The sequence below is a fragment of the Perlucidibaca piscinae DSM 21586 genome, assembly GCF_000420045.1.
Taxonomy (GTDB): Bacteria; Pseudomonadota; Gammaproteobacteria; order Pseudomonadales; family Moraxellaceae; genus Perlucidibaca; species Perlucidibaca piscinae.
In genome coordinates, this window is record NZ_ATUE01000009.1 from 46,954 (window position 1) to 62,612 (window position 15,659).

General features: G+C 63.9%; 16 protein-coding genes. 13 read left to right on the plus strand and 3 right to left on the minus strand.

Features of this window, described 5'->3' with window-relative positions; genetic code table 11:
• Positions 1-17: 17 nt before the first annotated feature.
• Positions 18-464: a type II 3-dehydroquinate dehydratase gene (gene aroQ / locus F595_RS0110880; protein ID WP_022956906.1), complete on the minus strand. Its 447-nt coding sequence runs from the start codon at positions 462-464 to the stop codon at positions 18-20.
• Positions 465-883: 419 nt separating this feature from the next.
• Here aroQ and coxB point away from each other — a divergent pair, with 419 nt between their 5' ends.
• The 4 genes from coxB to F595_RS0110900 are packed head-to-tail and all read left to right on the plus strand — an operon-like array spanning position 884 to position 5,142.
• Positions 884-2,047: a cytochrome c oxidase subunit II gene (coxB, locus tag F595_RS0110885; protein ID WP_051144703.1), complete on the plus strand. Its 1,164-nt coding sequence runs from the start codon at positions 884-886 to the stop codon at positions 2,045-2,047.
• Positions 2,044-3,648, plus strand: a complete 1,605-nt coding sequence (ctaD, locus tag F595_RS0110890; protein WP_026913522.1) for a cytochrome c oxidase subunit I — start codon at positions 2,044-2,046, stop codon at positions 3,646-3,648. The genes coxB and ctaD overlap by 4 nt, the downstream gene beginning before the upstream one ends.
• 8 nt (positions 3,649-3,656) lie before the next feature.
• Entirely contained in the window at positions 3,657-4,196 is a 540-nt protein-coding gene (locus F595_RS13860; protein ID WP_022956909.1) for a cytochrome c oxidase assembly protein, read from the plus strand.
• 31 nt (positions 4,197-4,227) lie between these two features.
• Positions 4,228-5,142 (plus strand): cytochrome c oxidase subunit 3, encoded by a 915-nt coding sequence (locus F595_RS0110900; RefSeq protein WP_051144704.1) that lies wholly within the window; start codon positions 4,228-4,230, stop codon positions 5,140-5,142.
• Here F595_RS0110900 and F595_RS0110905 read toward each other — a convergent pair whose 3' ends face one another.
• Positions 5,143-5,352 carry a DUF2909 family protein gene (locus tag F595_RS0110905; protein WP_022956911.1) on the minus strand — a complete coding sequence of 70 codons (210 nt, stop codon included), beginning with the start codon at positions 5,350-5,352 and terminating at the stop codon, positions 5,143-5,145.
• A 108-nt stretch (positions 5,353-5,460) separates the two neighbouring features.
• On the opposite strand from F595_RS0110905, the gene F595_RS14295 reads away from it, so the two are divergent.
• From F595_RS14295 to F595_RS0110950, 9 genes are all read left to right on the plus strand, one after another.
• Complete coding sequence (locus tag F595_RS14295; RefSeq protein ID WP_022956912.1) at positions 5,461-6,144, plus strand: SURF1 family protein; 684 nt, start codon at positions 5,461-5,463, stop codon at positions 6,142-6,144.
• Entirely contained in the window at positions 6,144-6,725 is a 582-nt protein-coding gene (locus F595_RS14700; protein ID WP_022956913.1) for a hypothetical protein, read from the plus strand. Before F595_RS14295 ends, F595_RS14700 begins: the two co-directional genes overlap by 1 nt.
• The gene (locus F595_RS0110920) at positions 6,718-7,749 is read left to right on the plus strand and encodes a COX15/CtaA family protein (protein WP_026913524.1); all 1,032 of its coding nucleotides are present in this window, start codon (positions 6,718-6,720) and stop codon (positions 7,747-7,749) included. Before F595_RS14700 ends, F595_RS0110920 begins: the two co-directional genes overlap by 8 nt.
• Before the next feature lie 7 nt (positions 7,750-7,756).
• Complete coding sequence (gene cyoE / locus F595_RS0110925) at positions 7,757-8,656, plus strand: heme o synthase (RefSeq protein WP_040568618.1); 900 nt, start codon at positions 7,757-7,759, stop codon at positions 8,654-8,656.
• Positions 8,657-8,819: 163 nt separating this feature from the next.
• Positions 8,820-9,032, plus strand: coding sequence for a cold-shock protein (locus F595_RS0110930; protein WP_022956916.1), 213 nt, complete (start codon positions 8,820-8,822; stop codon positions 9,030-9,032).
• Between the two features lie 175 nt (positions 9,033-9,207).
• Positions 9,208-9,819, plus strand: coding sequence for a cold-shock protein (locus F595_RS14950; RefSeq protein ID WP_322782717.1), 612 nt, complete (start codon positions 9,208-9,210; stop codon positions 9,817-9,819).
• Positions 9,819-11,216, plus strand: coding sequence for an ATP-dependent RNA helicase RhlB (gene rhlB, locus F595_RS13870; RefSeq protein WP_084683035.1), 1,398 nt, complete (start codon positions 9,819-9,821; stop codon positions 11,214-11,216). The genes F595_RS14950 and rhlB overlap by 1 nt, the downstream gene beginning before the upstream one ends.
• Positions 11,217-11,378: 162 nt before the next feature.
• Positions 11,379-11,690 carry a DUF485 domain-containing protein gene (locus F595_RS0110945; RefSeq protein ID WP_022956919.1) on the plus strand — a complete coding sequence of 104 codons (312 nt, stop codon included), beginning with the start codon at positions 11,379-11,381 and terminating at the stop codon, positions 11,688-11,690.
• A gap of 1 nt (position 11,691) precedes the next feature.
• The gene (locus F595_RS0110950; RefSeq protein ID WP_040568619.1) at positions 11,692-13,596 is read left to right on the plus strand and encodes a solute symporter family protein; all 1,905 of its coding nucleotides are present in this window, start codon (positions 11,692-11,694) and stop codon (positions 13,594-13,596) included.
• A 76-nt stretch (positions 13,597-13,672) separates the two neighbouring features.
• On the opposite strand, the gene F595_RS0110955 is transcribed toward F595_RS0110950, so the two are convergent.
• Positions 13,673-15,655: a site-specific recombinase gene (locus F595_RS0110955; protein ID WP_022956921.1), complete on the minus strand. Its 1,983-nt coding sequence runs from the start codon at positions 15,653-15,655 to the stop codon at positions 13,673-13,675.
• Between the last annotated feature and the right edge of the window lie 4 nt (positions 15,656-15,659).

Here is a 15,659-nt window from a genome sequence, read left to right on the forward strand (position 1 = left end):
AACTCTCCTCAATGAATTCAGTGGGCGCTGCGCAGCAGGCGCAGGGCATGAGACAGGGCCAGCTCGTAGCCGTGGGCACCGAGACCGGTGATCACGCCGATGGCCTTGTCGGACAGATACGAGTGCTGCCGGAACGGCTCACGGGCATGCACGTTGGACAGATGCACCTCGATGAACGGAATGCTGACGCCGAGCAGGGCGTCGCGGAGTGCCACCGAGGTGTGGGTGTAGGCCGCCGGATTGATCAGGATGCAGCGAGTGCCATCCTGGCCGGCCTGGTGTATGCGGTCGACCAGGGCGCCTTCGTGATTGCTCTGGAAGCATTCCAGGCTGACGCCGGCCTGTTCGGCCTGTGCCAGCAGACGCTTGTTGATGCTGTCCAGGGTCTCGGCGCCGTAGAGGCCGGGCTCGCGTTGTCCGAGCAGATTCAGGTTGGGTCCGTGCAAGACAAGCAGGGCAGGCATGAGGCGGGCTTCCTGAATGGATGTGATGTCCTGCAGCGGCGATGATAGCGGCCGTATGGCTGCAAATGGCAGCGATTGACGCCAAATGCCGGACAAGTTGCTCGGCAAGATAGCGAAAGCCCGCAGGCCAGGCAATCACCTTGCAGCACAGTGTGTGCTTTTTGGGACAAAGCCTGCCGGCAGCCGCCGAATGGCATGCGGAAGTCGCCATTCAGCCGGTCGTCGGTCGATGAACGGCAAGCCCGGTGACCGACTGGACACCGGGCAAACAAAGCTCCTACTCTCGGGTCCAGAAAGAACAAGAGGTGAACGCGCGGCGGGTCCGATCAGTCTCCCGGCTCATCACACGCCATGCAGTTCGTCCCGGCGGGTCAACCCCGACAGACTGGAGGGCAGGTTGCATGCGGAATTCCGTGGTCATGCGTTACGTTGCTGGCGTGTGTTGTCTTCTACCCCTTCCCGTGCTGGCAGCCTCAGGCTGGGACATGACGGCTGGCGTCACCGACATCAGCAACCAGGTCTTTTCCCTGCACCGCACCATTCTCTATATCTGCATCGCCATTGGTCTGGTGGTGTTCGGCATGATGTTCTGGTCCATCCTGCATCACCGCAAGTCCAAGGGGGCGGTGGCCGCCAATTTCCACGAAAGCACGACCGTGGAAATCATCTGGACGGTGATTCCCTTTCTCATCCTCATCGGCATGGCGATTCCGGCAACCAAGGTGCTGGTGGCCATGAACGACACGGCGGATTCCGACCTCACCATCCGTGTCACCGGTTCGCAGTGGAAATGGCATTACGAATACCTGACCTACGGGGATGACAAGGACGTCGGTGTCGGCTTCCTGTCCGCCCTGTCGACGCCGCGCGAGCAGTACGAGCGTCAGGCGGGCGGTTTCGGCAGCAGCAACCTGCCCGATTTCGAGAAGCACCCCAACTACCTGATCGAGGTCGATCGTCCACTGGTGATTCCCACCGGCAAGAAGGTGCGTTTCCTGGTCACGTCCGATGACGTCATTCATGCCTGGTGGGTGCCGGACTTCGCGCTCAAGCGCGATGCCGTGCCCGGCTTCATCAACGAGCTCTGGACCGAGGTTCCGGCCGGCAAGGAAGGGGTCTACCGCGGTCGCTGCGCCGAGCTCTGCGGCAAGGATCACGCCTTCATGCCCATCGTTGTCGAGGCGCGCTCCGATGCCGAATTCAAGACCTGGCTGAAGCAGGCCAAGGTGCGTGCCGCCGAGGAGGCCAAGGCCGCTGCCGCGTCCGTGGACTACAAGTTCCCGTCGCTGGATGCCGCCATGAAGGAGGGCGAGGCTGTCTACACCGCACGCTGCGCCGCCTGCCACCAGGTCAACGGCGAGGGTCTGCCACCGATGTTCCCGGCCTTGAAGGGCAGTGCCATGGCTACCACCAAGACGCGTCTGGGCGAGCACATCGACATCGTGGTGGCTGGCAAGAACGCCATGCCGGCCTGGAAGGCCATTCTCACCCCGCGCGAAATGGCGGCAGTGGTGACGTACGAACGCAACGCCTGGGGCAACAGCACGGGTGATCTGGTGCAGCCTGCGGAGATGGTCAAATGAGCGGAGAACACGTCTTGTCCCACCCGGCCCATGACCACGACCATCATCATGCGCTGAAGCCGTTCTGGCAGCGCATGTTCACCACCACCAATCACAAGGACATCGGCACGATGTACCTGGTGTTCGCCTTCCTGATGCTGCTCTGCGGCGGGCTGGCGGCCATGGTCATCCGTGCCGAGCTGATGTATCCGGGCATGCAGCTGGTGCAGCCGGACTTCTTCAACCAGATGACCACGGTGCATGGTCTGCTCATGGTCTTCGGCGCCATCATGCCGGCCTTCACCGGTTTCGCGAACTGGATGGTGCCGATGATGATCGGTGCCCCGGACATGGCCTTGCCGCGTCTCAACAACTTCTCGTTCTGGCTGCTGCCGTTCGCCTTTGCCATGCTCATCGGCTCGGTGGTGATCTCGGTCATGGGCGGCGGTCCGGCACCCAACTTCGGCTGGACCTTCTACGCGCCGCTGTCCACCACCTACGGTCCGGCTAGCACCGACTTCTTCATCTTCTCCGTGCACCTGATGGGCATCTCGTCCATCCTCGGCGCCATCAACGTGGTCGTCACCATTCTCAATCTGCGCGCCCCCGGCATGACGCTGATGAAGATGCCGCTGTTCGTGTGGACCTGGCTGATCACCGCGTTCCTGCTCATCGCCGTGATGCCGGTGCTGGCGGGCGTGGTCACCATGATGCTCACCGACCGTCACTTCGGCACCAGCTTCTTCAGTGCCGCCGGTGGTGGTGATCCGGTGCTGTTCCAGCACATCTTCTGGTTCTTCGGACATCCCGAGGTCTACATCATGATCCTGCCGTCGTTCGGGATCGTCTCGGCCATCATTCCGGTGTTCGCGCGCAAGCCGCTGTTCGGCTACTCCTCCATGGTCTATGCCACGGCCTCGATCGCCTTGCTGTCGTTCGTGGTCTGGGCCCACCACATGTTCACCACCGGCCTGCCGCTGGCCGGCTCGCTGTTCTACATGTACATGACCATGCTGATCTCGGTGCCGACCGGCGTGAAGGTGTTCAACTGGGTCGCGACCATGTGGCGCGGTTCGATCAGCTTCGAGGTGCCCATGCTGTTCGCGCTGGCCTTCGTGGTGCTGTTCACCATCGGCGGCTTCTCCGGACTCATGCTGGCCATCACGCCGGCCGACTACCAGTACCACGACACCTATTTCGTGGTGGCGCATTTCCACTACGTGCTGGTCACCGGCTCCCTGTTCGCGATCTTTGCCGGCGCCTACTACTGGCTGCCCAAGTGGTCCGGCCACTGGTTCAACGAGCGCCTCGCCAAGCTGCACTTCTGGAGCTCGCTGCTGTCGGTAAACCTGCTGTTCTTCCCGATGCACTTCGTCGGGCTGGCCGGCATGCCGCGCCGCTATGCCGACTACTCCATGCAGTTTGCCGACCTCAACTTCTGGATCTCCATCGGCGGTTTCTGGTTCGGTGCCAGCCAGCTTCTGTTCATTGCCGTGCTGCTGACCCTGAAGCGCCAGCCCAAGGCGCCGGCCAATCCCTGGCAGGTGACTGACGGCCTGGAGTGGACCGTGCCCAGCCCGGCGCCGTACCACACCTTCTCCGAACCGCCGACCGTGAAGTGAGTCAGGACATGGCCTCGTCACCATCGATCACCCGGCAGCTGTGCTGGCTGTCGGGTGTCGGCGTGGCCATGTTCGTGTTTGCGCTGTTCGTGATGCCGCCGATCTACCGGGTGTTCTGCGAGATCACCGGTCTCAATGGCAAGCCCTCGGCGATGGCGGCCGGCGAAACACCGGGTGTGGTGTCTGATCGAACCGTCACGGTGGAGTTCGTGACCTCGGTGGATGCCGGTCTGCCCTGGCAGTTTGCCGGTGACCGGCGCGTGATGACGGTACGACCCGGACAGATCAACCAGGTCTCGTTTCATGTCGTCAACGAGGCCAGCGAGGCCGTCACGGGGCGGGCCATCCCCTCGGTGGCGCCCGCGGCCGGCGCGGCGCACGTCAAGAAGACGCAGTGCTTCTGCTTCGAGGAGCAGACCCTGCAGGCAGGCCAGCGGCTGGACATGCCGCTGATCTTCTACATCGACCCGGATCTGCCCAGGCATGTCCGGACCGTGACACTGGCATACCGCTTCTATCGTCAGGCTGACCAGGCCCCGACGTTGTGACGCGAAACCCTGATACGAGGAGATGTGCGTGATGACCCACACCAGCAATCTGCCGCATGCTGACAAGCCGACGCACTACTACGTGCCGGAATCGAGTCCCTGGCCCATCTTCGGCTCCGCCGTGCTGTTCGTCTTCGTGCTTGGTGCCGGCAACATGATCCAGTCGCACAGCCAGTCGGGCATCGCCGCCAACGAGGGCACGCTGAACTTCCTGTTCCCGATCGGCCTGCTGGGCATCTTCGCCCTGATGTTCCTCTGGTTCCGTGACACCATCCGGGAAAGCATGGGGCACATGAACTCCCTGCAGATGGATCGTTCCTATCGCCAGGGCATGACCTGGTTCATCTTCTCCGAGGTCATGTTCTTTGCGGCGTTCTTCGGCGCCCTGTTCTACGCGCGTCAGTTCAGCGTGCCGTGGCTGGGGGGCGAGGGCAAGGGTGCCATGACCCACGAGGTGCTGTGGCCGCAGTTCCAGGCACTGTGGCCGCTGGTGAAGATGCCCAGTGGCGAGACCACGCAGGCCATGGGGCCGTGGGGACTGCCGTTCGTCAACACGGTGATCCTGCTGACCTCGTCGGTGACGCTGACCATTGCCCATCATGCTCTTTTGGTGGGCGATCGTCGTCGCCAGGTCGGGTTCCTGGCGCTGACCGCGCTGCTGGGCGTGATCTTCCTGGCCTGCCAGGTCTACGAGTACCAGCATGCCTATGCCGAACTGGGGCTGACCCTGGATGCCGGCATCTACGGCTCGACCTTTTTCATGCTGACCGGCTTTCACGGTCTGCACGTCACCATCGGCACCCTGATGCTCATCGTCATGACCCTTCGCTCCATGAAGGGTCACATGACGCCGGACAGCCATTTCGCGTTCGAGGCCTCGGCCTGGTACTGGCACTTCGTCGATGTTGTCTGGCTGTTCCTGTTCGTGACGGTGTACTGGCTCTGATCAGGTGCTGAGGCCGTGGGGCTCGATCAGGCCGAGCGCGCCCATGACGAACAGGGCGGCAACAATGAGTATGGACAGGATCACGCGTCGCTTCAGTGCCTGCAGCAGCTGTTGCGGGTCGCCCTTGGCGCCGCGTGACATGGCGCGCAGTGCAACCGCGAGTTGCCATACCACCAGGGCCAGTGCCAGCAGGATGAAAATGTTCAGCATGACGTGTCTCTCCGTTGTGATGTGAAGCGGAGTATAGGCATGGGGGATGTAGTGAGCCGGCCGCAGGCGACGAGCGGTCAACGCCGATGGGCGTGGGGCCCGTTGGCGATGGCGCTGGCCGGGCTGCTCGTGCTGCTGTCGCTGGCGTTCTGGCAGTGGCAGCGTGCTGCCGAGAAGCAGACCTTGCGTGATCGCGAGCAGTCGCGAGCCGGGCTGGCGGCGCTGGATTGGCAAGGCATGCGGGCGCTGGGGGAGGATGTCGCCGACCGGCCAGTGCGCCTGCAGGGCAGATTCGATGATCGGTTTCTGGTCGCGCTGGATAACCAGTTGCGCAAAGGGCGCGCCGGGCAGGAAGTGTTTGCCGTGTTTCACGCCGCGGACGGCCGTCAGGCCGTGCTCGTCAATCTGGGCTGGCAGCCCAGCGATCGTCAGGGTGGTCCCGCCATTCGTCGTCAGGTTCCCGCTGTGAGCGAGATCATTGGTGTTGCCGACCTGCCGCCGGCCTATGTCGTTGCCGGCGCGCCGCAGCGCGAGCGCGGACTCTGGCGCGCCGGGCGCATCGAGCCGGCGCATTGGGCGCAGTATTGGCAGCTGCCCTTGCTGGCGTGGACGGTCAGATTGTCGCCCGAGGTTCCTGGTGGCTATCTGCGGGACTGGGCACCGCGTACCACGCAGCGCATGGGACCGGATCAGCATCGCGGCTATGCCGTGCAATGGCTGGCGCTGGCACTGGCATGGTGCCTGTGCTGGTGGGCGTTCTGGCGGCATGCCGCCAGCGGGGAGGAGAGGTGATGAGGTCGGGGGAAACGCGTCGCCGGTCGGCGCGCTGGGTGCTTCTGGCCATGCTGGCCAGCGTGGTGCTGCCGCTGTGGCTGGGACAGGTGGCGTATGAGCGCGGCTGGTTTGCCGGCGGACAGACCAACAAGGGCAAGCTGCTGACGCCGCCGCTGGCGCTCACGACCTGGGTGCCCGGGGAGGCTGCCAGCACGTCATCCGGTCTTGCCTCACGCTGGTGGATCATCTACGTGGTGCCCGCCGACTGCGACGCTGCCTGCCGCAACAGCTGGGAGGCCTTGCCGCGCATGCAGGCCGGCCTGGGGCGCTACCGTGACCGTGTGGGCGTTCTGCTGATCAGTGGCGCCGGCAGTGCCGCCGTGCCGGATGCCCTGCGGCGCGATCCGCAGGTGCGCGTCATGCACAGCGAGCTGGCGGCTGCCGACCTGGCGGCCAGCGGTCGCTGGCACATCATGGATCCCATGGGCTGGATCATGCTGCGCTACGTGCCGCCGGCAGATCCGCATGCCGCCGTGCTGGCCGCCCAGGATCTGCTCGACGATCTGCAGAAGCTGCTCAAGGTATCCCGCATTGGCTGACTCGACTCGCGCACGTCTGGTGCAACTCTCCCGCCTCGCCGTTCTGCTGGTGCTGGTGGTCATCATCCTGGGCGCCTGGACGCGCCTGCGTGATGCCGGACTGGGCTGCCCGGACTGGCCGACCTGCTACGGCCATTACACGGTGCCCACCACGCCCGAGGCTCTGGCGCGCGCCAGTGCCCTCTACCCCGGTCAGGTGGTTGATCCGGCCAAGGCCTGGCCGGAAACCATTCATCGTTTCTTCGCGGCCGGCATCGGCTTCGTCATCCTGGTCATGGCCGGCTGGCTGTGGACGCTGCGACGGAGTCGCCCGGATCTGCCCTGGCGCCACGCCTTGGCTCTGCTGCTGCTGGTTTCCTGCCAGGGCGGCTTTGGGGCCCTGACCGTCACCGAGAAGCTCTATCCGCCCGTGGTGACCACGCATCTGCTGCTCGGGTTTGCGACCTTGACCGGTCTGGTGCTGCTCAGCTTGCGACTGTCCTCGGCCTTTGCATCGGCGGCACTGAGCCGTTCACGAGCGGCAGACTTGCGTCCCCTGGTGAGGGTGGCGCTGGTGGTGGTGTTGGCGCAGATCTTTCTTGGCGGCTGGACGGCAGCCAATTACGCCGCGGCCGTCTGCACCGATCTTCCGATCTGCCAGCCTGGCTGGCAGCAGGCCTGGAGTCCGGCACAGGCCTTTGCGCTGTTTCATCCCGATGACCGCTCCTTCGAATTTGCGCCGCATCTCGATGCCTCCGCCAAGGTGACCATACATGCCGCTCATCGCATCGGCGCCATGATCACCACCGTGGTTCTGCTATTACTGGTCTGGCGCCTGTGGTCGCAGGCCGCTTCCGGACGCTATCGCGGTTTCGCCATGGCGGTCGCGGGGCTGCTGCTGCTGCAGCTGGTGCTCGGCGTGATCAACGTGAAGGCGGGTCTGCCGCTGTGGAACGCGGTGGCGCACAACCTGGTGGCTGCCCTGCTGCTGCAGGTGCTGGTGATGCTGGCATTCGCCCTGCATCGTGACATGAGAAGAGGGTGAGCACGGTATGGCAACGGTAATGATGGCGCAGGCTGCAGCTCCCTGGCGTGCCTACTGGGCGCTGACCAAGCCCCGGGTGGTGGCCATGCTCATGGTCACTGCCGGTGTCGGCATGATACTGGCGCCGCATGCCCTGATGTCGCCCGGGCGGTATCTGCTGGTGCTGGCCGGGCTCTGGGCCGGCATGGCCTCGGCGGCCGTGATCAACCAGTGGGTCGATCAGCGCATCGATGCGGTCATGGCGCGCACCCAGGGGCGTCCGCTGGTGGCTGGCACGGTGTCCGGACCGGCGGCACTGCTCTGGGCCGGTTTTCTCGCGGCGCTCTCCATGCTCGTCCTGACGCTGTGGGCAAATCCGCTCACGGCCTGGCTGACCGCGCTGGGCATGGTTGGCTATGCCGGCATCTATACCCGCTATCTGAAGCGGGCCACACCGCAGAACATCGTCATTGGCGGTCTTTCCGGGGCGCTGCCGCCGCTGCTCGGCTGGGCCGCCGTCACCGGCGAGATGTCGGCACAGGCCTGGCTGCTGGTGCTCATCATCTTTGTCTGGACGCCGCCGCATTTCTGGGCCCTGGCGATCCACCGCCGCGACGAGTACGCGCGTGCCGGCATTCCCATGCTGCCGGTGACACATGGTGTCAGGCTGACCGCAGACTGTGTCTGGTACTACACCATTCTGCTGGCCATCGTGGCCGTGATGCCCTGGCTGATCGGCATGTCCGGCGAGCTTTACCTGGTGGTGTCCAGCCTGCTGTCGCTGCGTTTCATGCAGCAGGCCTGGCGCTTGCGACAGGGCGATGACCCTGCCCAGGCCATGCGTACTTTCGGGTTTTCCATCGTGTATCTGCTCGGATTGTTCGCGGCGCTGCTGGCTGATCATGGTCTGAACCAGCTGATGGGCTGAACGGCTTGACAAGATGCATTTTTATTGTTGCGTTGCCTGCCCAATCCGTGTCTAATCAAAAAGCCTGTGGGCACCTTCTCTACAAAACGCCATGTTCAATCATTTGCGCGCGTAGCGGATTGTGGGTCATGGGAATCCGATACAGTGTTTTTTGAGGTTGATTATGTCGCAGCGTGAGCAGGGCACCGTGAAGTGGTTCAACGATGCCAAGGGTTTCGGTTTCATTCAGCGCCAAGCTGGTGAAGACGTGTTTGTCCACTTCCGTGCCATTCGTGGCGATGGCCACCGCTCCCTGCGGGACGGCCAGAAGGTCGAATTCAGCGTGGTGAAGGGCCAGAAGGGCTTCCAGGCTGAAGACGTCCTGCCCCTGGACTGATGCACCGGTCAGGGCAGACCGTTCCGGTCTGCCCTGACACCCTCATCGGCTTTCTTCCAGCCGATTTCTCCTTTATTACCGCATCGGGAGCCGGGCTTTTCCCCCTGTCTTTCTCGGCCTCAGGTATTGGTATCGTGTTGGCCCGATGCCCAACCGAGTGTTTTCGAGTTTGACTATGCGCAGCAAACAACGCGTTGCCCTGCTGTATTCAGTGCTTGGCATGGCGTACGTTCTCAATGGCCTGTTCATGTTGGCCATTCCAGCCGTCTGGCTGTCCTTTTTCCCGTTGGCGTTTTCCGCTCCTGCATCTCTCGATGCCCTGCATGCCGTGCGTCTTCTCGGTACCGTGGAACTTTCCCTGGCCCCGCTGTTCTTCTGGTGTGCCCGCAATCTCAAGCGTTGCCGCTCGGTTCGTCTGGTTCTGACGCTGCAATCCGCTGGCTTTGCCCTCATGGTCGCCGTTTCCTTGCTGGCCCAGCCCCAGGTATCGACCCAGGCCTGGCTGTCACTGGCCATCCTCGCCATTCCGGCCCTGCTGCTGCTGCTGCTTGGCATTCCGCCGCGCACGGTGCGCGTGAAGGGGCCGCGCGAGTCCGGCGAGGTCAAGTGGTTCAATGCCAACAAGGGTTTCGGCTTCATTACCCGCGACAATGGCGACGACATTTTCGTGCATTACCGGGCCATTCGCGGCGAGGGCCATCGCACCCTGCGTGAAGGCCAGCGCGTTGATTTCTTCCTCAAGCGTGGTGACAAGGGCCTTCAGGCCGATGACGTGCAGGCACTGTGATGACGACACAGATGAATGACGAGATTGATGCACCCGCTGATGCCCATGCGCCAGCGCCGGAGGCTTTGCCCGAGGCGGTGGTGACCGATGAGCCTGAGGCTCCCGTGGTTGTCGAGGCGGCGCCTCGCGTGCGTTTCGCCGAGCTGCCGTTGCCGTCCGAGATCCTGCGTGCCGTGGATGATCTCGGCTTCGAGTTCTGCACCCCTATCCAGGGTCGTGTGCTGCGCTTCACGCTGGCGGGGCACGATGCCATCGGTCGGGCGCAGACAGGTACCGGCAAGACCGCGGCCTTTCTCATCACGGTGATTGCCGACCTGCTGAAGAACCCCATTCGCGAGGAGCGCTATGTCGGCGAGCCGCGTGCGCTGGTGCTGGCACCGACGCGCGAGCTGGCATTGCAGATCGCCAAGGACGCCGAGGGACTGGCCAAGTATGCCGACCTCAATGTCGTCACCCTCGTTGGCGGCATGGATTACGAGAAGCAGCGCCGTCAGCTCAATGACAAGCCGGTGGACATCGTGGTGGCGACACCGGGCCGTCTGATCGATTTCGCCAACAAGCAGGAAGTCCATCTCGACCAGGTCGAGCTGCTGGTGATCGACGAGGCTGACCGCATGCTGGACATGGGCTTCATTCCCGACGTCAAGCGCATCGTGCGTCTGACGCCGCCGAAGTCGCATCGCCAGACCCTGCTGTTCTCCGCCACGTTCACGCGCGATGTGCTCAACCTGTCGGCGCAGTGGACATTCTGCCCGGTCACCGTGGAGATCGAGCAGGACCAGGCGACAACGGAGACCGTCGACCAGAAGGTCTACATCGTCACCACCGATGAAAAGATTCCGCTGCTCTACAACCTGATCACCCAGCACAAGCTGGAGCGCGTCATGGTGTTCGCCAACCGCCGTGACCAGACCCGTCGCCTCACCGACGTGCTGAAGGCGCACAACCTGTCGTGTGCGCTGCTGTCGGGTGACGTGCCGCAGGAAAAGCGCGTGAAGACCCTGGACAACTTCAAGGCCGGCAAGATCAGCGTGCTGGTTGCCACCGATGTGGCCGGTCGCGGCATTCACGTCGATGGCGTCAGCCATGTCGTCAACTTCACGTTGCCGGAGCAGACGGATGACTACGTGCACCGCATCGGTCGTACCGGCCGTGCCGGCGCCAGCGGTACCAGCATCAGCTTTGCCTGCGAGGATGACGGCCATCTGATTCCCGAGCTGGAAGCCGCCATCGGCCGCAAGCTGGACTGCGTGCATCCGCCTGCCGAACTGCTGGCACCCATCCCTGAGGTGACGGTGATTCACGGGGCCTCCGGTGCCGAGCCGGCACCGCGTCGTCCGGGTGGTGGTGGTGGCGGCGGGGGCGGGCGTCGCCCCGGCGGCCCCCGTCGCCGCTGATCCTGTTGCTCGCGAAGCCCGGCCCTGTGCCGGGCTTCCTGTTTCCGGGCGTCGCGTCTACTCCGAAAGTCGCGTAGCGATATCCTGCCGATTCCGTAGTCTCGATGAAGTGGGATAGAGCCGCATGTGCAGCGTCTCGCAACCCGGACCAAGGAGTTGAAAATGACAAGACAAAGAAACTGGGAGGCCATAGCGGCCAGCCCGAAATTCCAGGCGCTGGTGGCGCGCAAACGCCGCGTGCTGTCCGGATTGATGCTGTTCTCGATCTTCTATTACTTCCTGCTGCCGCTGGGCGCGGCCTATCAGCAGGACCTGTTCAAGCAGCAGGTCTGGGGCCCGCTGAACGTTGGCCTGGTGTTCGCGCTGTCCGAGTTCATCGTGGCCTGGGGCGTCGCGATCATCTACTCGCGCATTGCCAACCGCGAGTTCGATGCTATGGCGGCCGAGATCGTCGCCGATGCGGAGGGGCGCTGACATGAGCAGAAAACTCTGGTTGGGCGGCCTGCTCGGTCTGGGCATTCCCGCCGTGGCACTGGCTGCGGAAGGGGCGGTAGCGCTGGAATACCGCTTCCTGACCTTCATGGTGTTCGGCGCCATCATCATGCTGACCATGTTCGTGACCTATGTCGCCTCCAAGAAGGTGCATTCGGCCTCGGACTTCTACACGGCGGGTGGCGGCATCTCCGGCCTGCAGAACGGCTGGGCCATCGCGGGTGACTACCTGTCGGCAGCCTCCTTCCTGGGCATCGCCGGCCTGATCTCGCTGTACGGCTATGACGGCTTCATGTATTCCGTGGGCTGGCTGGTGGCCTACATCACGGTGCTGCTGGTGATTGCCGAGCCCTGTCGCAACATCGGCAAGTACACGCTGTCCGACATCCTGGCCTACCGCAATGACCCGAAGAAGACCCGCATCGTCGGAGCCTTGTCGGTGATCACCGTGTCGACCTTCTACCTGACCGCGCAGATGGTCGGTGGCGGCGTGCTGGTGAAGACGCTGATCGGCATCGATTACGAGATCTCCGTGATGGCGGTCGGCGTGCTCATGCTGGCCTACGTGCTGTTCGGCGGCATGGTGGCAACCACCTATGTGCAGATCATCAAGGCCATTCTTCTGGTGGCGGCATCCATCATCCTGGTGATGATGGTGTGGGCGCCCTACGGCTTCAGCCTGCCCGGTTTCCTGGAAGCGGTGGTTGGTGATGCCAAGGTGCAGGCCCAGGTGGCCAAGCTGCTGGGCGACTCCGCTGGCAACATGACTGCCGCCGAGCTGGGGCAGCGCTTCCTCGAGCCGGGCCTGTATCTGAAGGATCCGCTCGATCAGCTCTCGCTGGGCATGGCGCTGGTCTTCGGTACGGCCGGTCTGCCGCACATCCTGATGCGTTTCTTCACCGTGCCGAATGCGCAGGAAGCGCGCAAGTCGGTGGTCTGGGCCATGGCCATCATCGGCGGCTTCTATGTCCTGACCATCTTCCTGGGCATGGGTGCGGCCATTCATGTCGGCTCTGCAGACATCGCCCTGATCGACAAGGGTGGCAACATGGCAGCACCGCTGCTGGCCCAGTTCCTGGGTGGCGGTGCTGACTCCATGTTGGGCAACTTCATGCTCGCCTTCGTCGCTGCCGTGGCCTTCGCCACCATCGTGGCGGTGGTGGCCGGTCTGGTGCTGGCCTCGGCATCGGCCATGGCGCATGACCTGTATGTCGGCGTCATCCGTGGCGAGCACGCCACCTCCGAGGAGCAGGTGCGTGCCGCCCGCATCTCGACGGTGATCGTCGGCGCCATCGCCATCGTCATCGGCATCGCTGCCAAGGGCCAGAACGTGGCACATCTGGTGGCCCTGGCCTTTGCGGTCGCCGCCTCCGCCAATCTGCCCTGCGTGCTGCTGACCCTGTACTGGAAGCGTTGCAACACCGGCGGCATCATCGCCGGCATGCTGATCGGCACCACGGCGGCCATCTCGCTGGTGCTGGTGTCGCCTAACATGACCTATCCGCTCAAGGTCAAGGCGGACGCGGCCAAGATGATTGCCGAGGCGCCGGAGAAGCGCGCCGGTCTGGAGGCCAAGCTGGCGGACGCCACGCTGTCCGAGCAGGCTCGCGGCACGACGACCAAGGCCCTGGCCAAGCTCGACAAGGATGTCATCAAGGCTGAAGAGGATCTGGTCAAGTACGCCAACGAAACGACCTCGCTAGTCGGTCTCGAGAAGCCCCTGATCGAGCTCAAGAACCCGGGACTGATCTCGATTCCGCTGGGCTTCCTGGCGGTGGTCCTGGGCTCCCTGCTCTATGGTCGTGACCGTCGTGCCGAGGAGAAGTGGACCGAGCTCTACGTGCGTCAGAACACCGGCATCGGTGCCAGCAAGGCCCAGGCCCACTGACCACGTCAGCAGCTGACTGAATGCAGAAGGGCGACCCGCGGGTCGCCCTTCTGCATTTGCGGCGGTGCTGGAGGTGTCAGCTAGCTGTTGTTGCCGGTGGCCAGAAGAAGTCGCGCGGATGGCGCCACAGGTGCTGTCCGATCAGGCGCAGCAGGGGCAGCCAGAGCCTGAACTTCACGCCGCGTGATTTCAGGGCCAGCATGAGTGCCAGCGTGAAGCTGACGCCGAGATTGGTGAGGCCGATGGCGGCGATGCCTGCGATGGTGAAAAGCGCGGTCTGCCAGGTGATCATGAAGTCCAGCGCGGCCAGTGCGTAGGCGAAGTTGGCGGCCGCGAACGCGATATGGCGGATGTCCAAGGGCAGGCCGAGGATGTAACCGATGGTCGCGGTGCTACCCAGCATGATGCCGAAATAGAAGTTGCCGGCCAGTGCCCCCAGGTTCAGGCGCAGATAGTGCGCCAGTCGCCTGCGCCCTGGCTCGGACAGCCAGCGCATCCACGGTGCTGCCGCGATGCGTTCAGGTATCTGCGCGTAGATGGCCTTGTTGTCGTAGTAGCCGGCAATCAGGCCGGACAGGAATAGGAAGAAGCCCGCGATGGCGGCATGGAACAGTGACAGGCTGTGCAGCGGATCGAGCTCGTGCAGCAGGCGCAGGGCCTTGGCCTCGCTGGCCGGGCTGCTGCCCTGAACGCCGGCCCAGAGCAGCGCGATGGACAATGCCACCGGAAACGCGATGCCGATGTTGCCGAGGATGGCGATGAACTGGCTGCGAAACACGCTGATGCACAGCAGGGCCAGTTCGCCCAGGTGTTTTTCGGCCTGGCGCCGGGGCAGGCCCTCGACGCTGGTGGCCAGATGCGAGGCGGTCATCGCCGGCTGCTTGGTGGCGACCGTGCCATGCACCATGTGGATGAGCATGAAGCCCAGCGAGTAGTTCATGCTGTGCAGGAAGGCCTGGGTGAAGGGGGCCATCACCAGACGGGCGCTGAGCACCTTGAGCAGAGCCATGACAGCGATGATCACGCCGCCCTTGGCCGCTGACAGGCCGAGCTGGCGGAAGTCCTCGCGTCCGGTGGTGATGTAGTGGTCACCAGTCTCGCTGGCATGCTCGGTGATGTTGCGTGCCAGCAGCTGCGTGTTGCGCGACAGCAGGGCGCGTATGCTGTGACTTTGCAGCTCGCCAGCGGCCAGGGTTTGCCAGCACTGGGCCAGCAGCAGCGGGGCGTTGCTGTCATCGGCGTCGAGCAGCGCGAGGATCAGCTCGAGTCTGTCCAGCGACTGCTCCAGGCGCACCAGCACGGTGGTCAGGCTGACGCTGACGCCCTGACTGCCGGCGAGCTTGCGTACCCGGCGTATGACCTCGCGGCATTGCGCCATCAGCACGTCGATCTGGCGGGCATCGATGGCGTCAAGGTATTGTTCCAGGAGGAGCCCGTTCTGCTCGCGCACATAGCGCTCGGTCTCGGCATTGAGCGCCAGAAACGGCGACTCCAGTGCTTCCACCACCGGGTAGCTGCGTACCAGCTCCGGCTCCAGCCCCAGTGCGCTGATGCGGTGTGCCAGCACGCGCAGCGCCTCCAGCTGTTGCTGACGGGCATGGGTGGCATGTGCGGGCGTGTCGTGGCAGTGGCGCAACAGGGCAAACAGACTGCCCCAGAGCTCGCCGGGAATGTCGCCTATCCAGTGGCTGTCCTTGCCGCGGCGGGTCAGGCGCGAGAACAGGTCGCTGAGCGAGCTGTCATCCTGCAGCGGCGGGATGAGGCGCTCGCCAAGGCGGCGCCAGATGCCGCTGGTCACGGTTTCGTTGCCGAGCAGGCCAATGTCGGTATAGAGCCTGATCTGGCGATGGCGCCCCATGATGGCGCCCAGGTAATGGCAGAGCGCATCGCGATAGATGGCGTGCTGCGACAGCGTCCCGTTCAGGATCTGCAGGCGCAGCATCGCGGCGTCGCTGTTTTCCCGTGCGGACGGACGCAGGTAGTCCATGAGTTCGTGCAACGGCTCCAGCGAGCTGGCGGTGGGGTCGGCGATGAAGCGGTCAAGGCAATCCAGCAGCATGTAC

Bases quoted from the DNA above. Each gene is read 5' to 3' on its own strand.
- ctaD (WP_026913522.1), top strand. From the start codon at position 2,044: ATGAGCGGAGAACACGTCTTGTCCCACCCGGCCCATGACCACGACCAT.
- F595_RS14950 (WP_322782717.1), top strand. From the start codon at position 9,208: ATGCGCAGCAAACAACGCGTTGCCCTGCTGTATTCAGTGCTTGGCATG.
- F595_RS0110900 (WP_051144704.1), top strand. From the start codon at position 4,228: ATGACCCACACCAGCAATCTGCCGCATGCTGACAAGCCGACGCACTAC.
- F595_RS0110955 (WP_022956921.1), bottom strand. From the start codon at position 15,655: ATGCTGCTGGATTGCCTTGACCGCTTCATCGCCGACCCCACCGCCAGC.
- F595_RS14295 (WP_022956912.1), top strand. From the start codon at position 5,461: ATGGCGCTGGCCGGGCTGCTCGTGCTGCTGTCGCTGGCGTTCTGGCAG.
- aroQ (WP_022956906.1), bottom strand. From the start codon at position 464: ATGCCTGCCCTGCTTGTCTTGCACGGACCCAACCTGAATCTGCTCGGA.
- coxB (WP_051144703.1), top strand. From the start codon at position 884: ATGCGTTACGTTGCTGGCGTGTGTTGTCTTCTACCCCTTCCCGTGCTG.
- cyoE (WP_040568618.1), top strand. From the start codon at position 7,757: ATGGCAACGGTAATGATGGCGCAGGCTGCAGCTCCCTGGCGTGCCTAC.
- F595_RS0110950 (WP_040568619.1), top strand. From the start codon at position 11,692: ATGAGCAGAAAACTCTGGTTGGGCGGCCTGCTCGGTCTGGGCATTCCC.
- F595_RS0110930 (WP_022956916.1), top strand. From the start codon at position 8,820: ATGTCGCAGCGTGAGCAGGGCACCGTGAAGTGGTTCAACGATGCCAAG.
- F595_RS0110905 (WP_022956911.1), bottom strand. From the start codon at position 5,352: ATGCTGAACATTTTCATCCTGCTGGCACTGGCCCTGGTGGTATGGCAA.
- F595_RS13860 (WP_022956909.1), top strand. From the start codon at position 3,657: ATGGCCTCGTCACCATCGATCACCCGGCAGCTGTGCTGGCTGTCGGGT.
- F595_RS0110945 (WP_022956919.1), top strand. From the start codon at position 11,379: ATGACAAGACAAAGAAACTGGGAGGCCATAGCGGCCAGCCCGAAATTC.
- rhlB (WP_084683035.1), top strand. From the start codon at position 9,819: ATGACGACACAGATGAATGACGAGATTGATGCACCCGCTGATGCCCAT.
- F595_RS14700 (WP_022956913.1), top strand. From the start codon at position 6,144: ATGAGGTCGGGGGAAACGCGTCGCCGGTCGGCGCGCTGGGTGCTTCTG.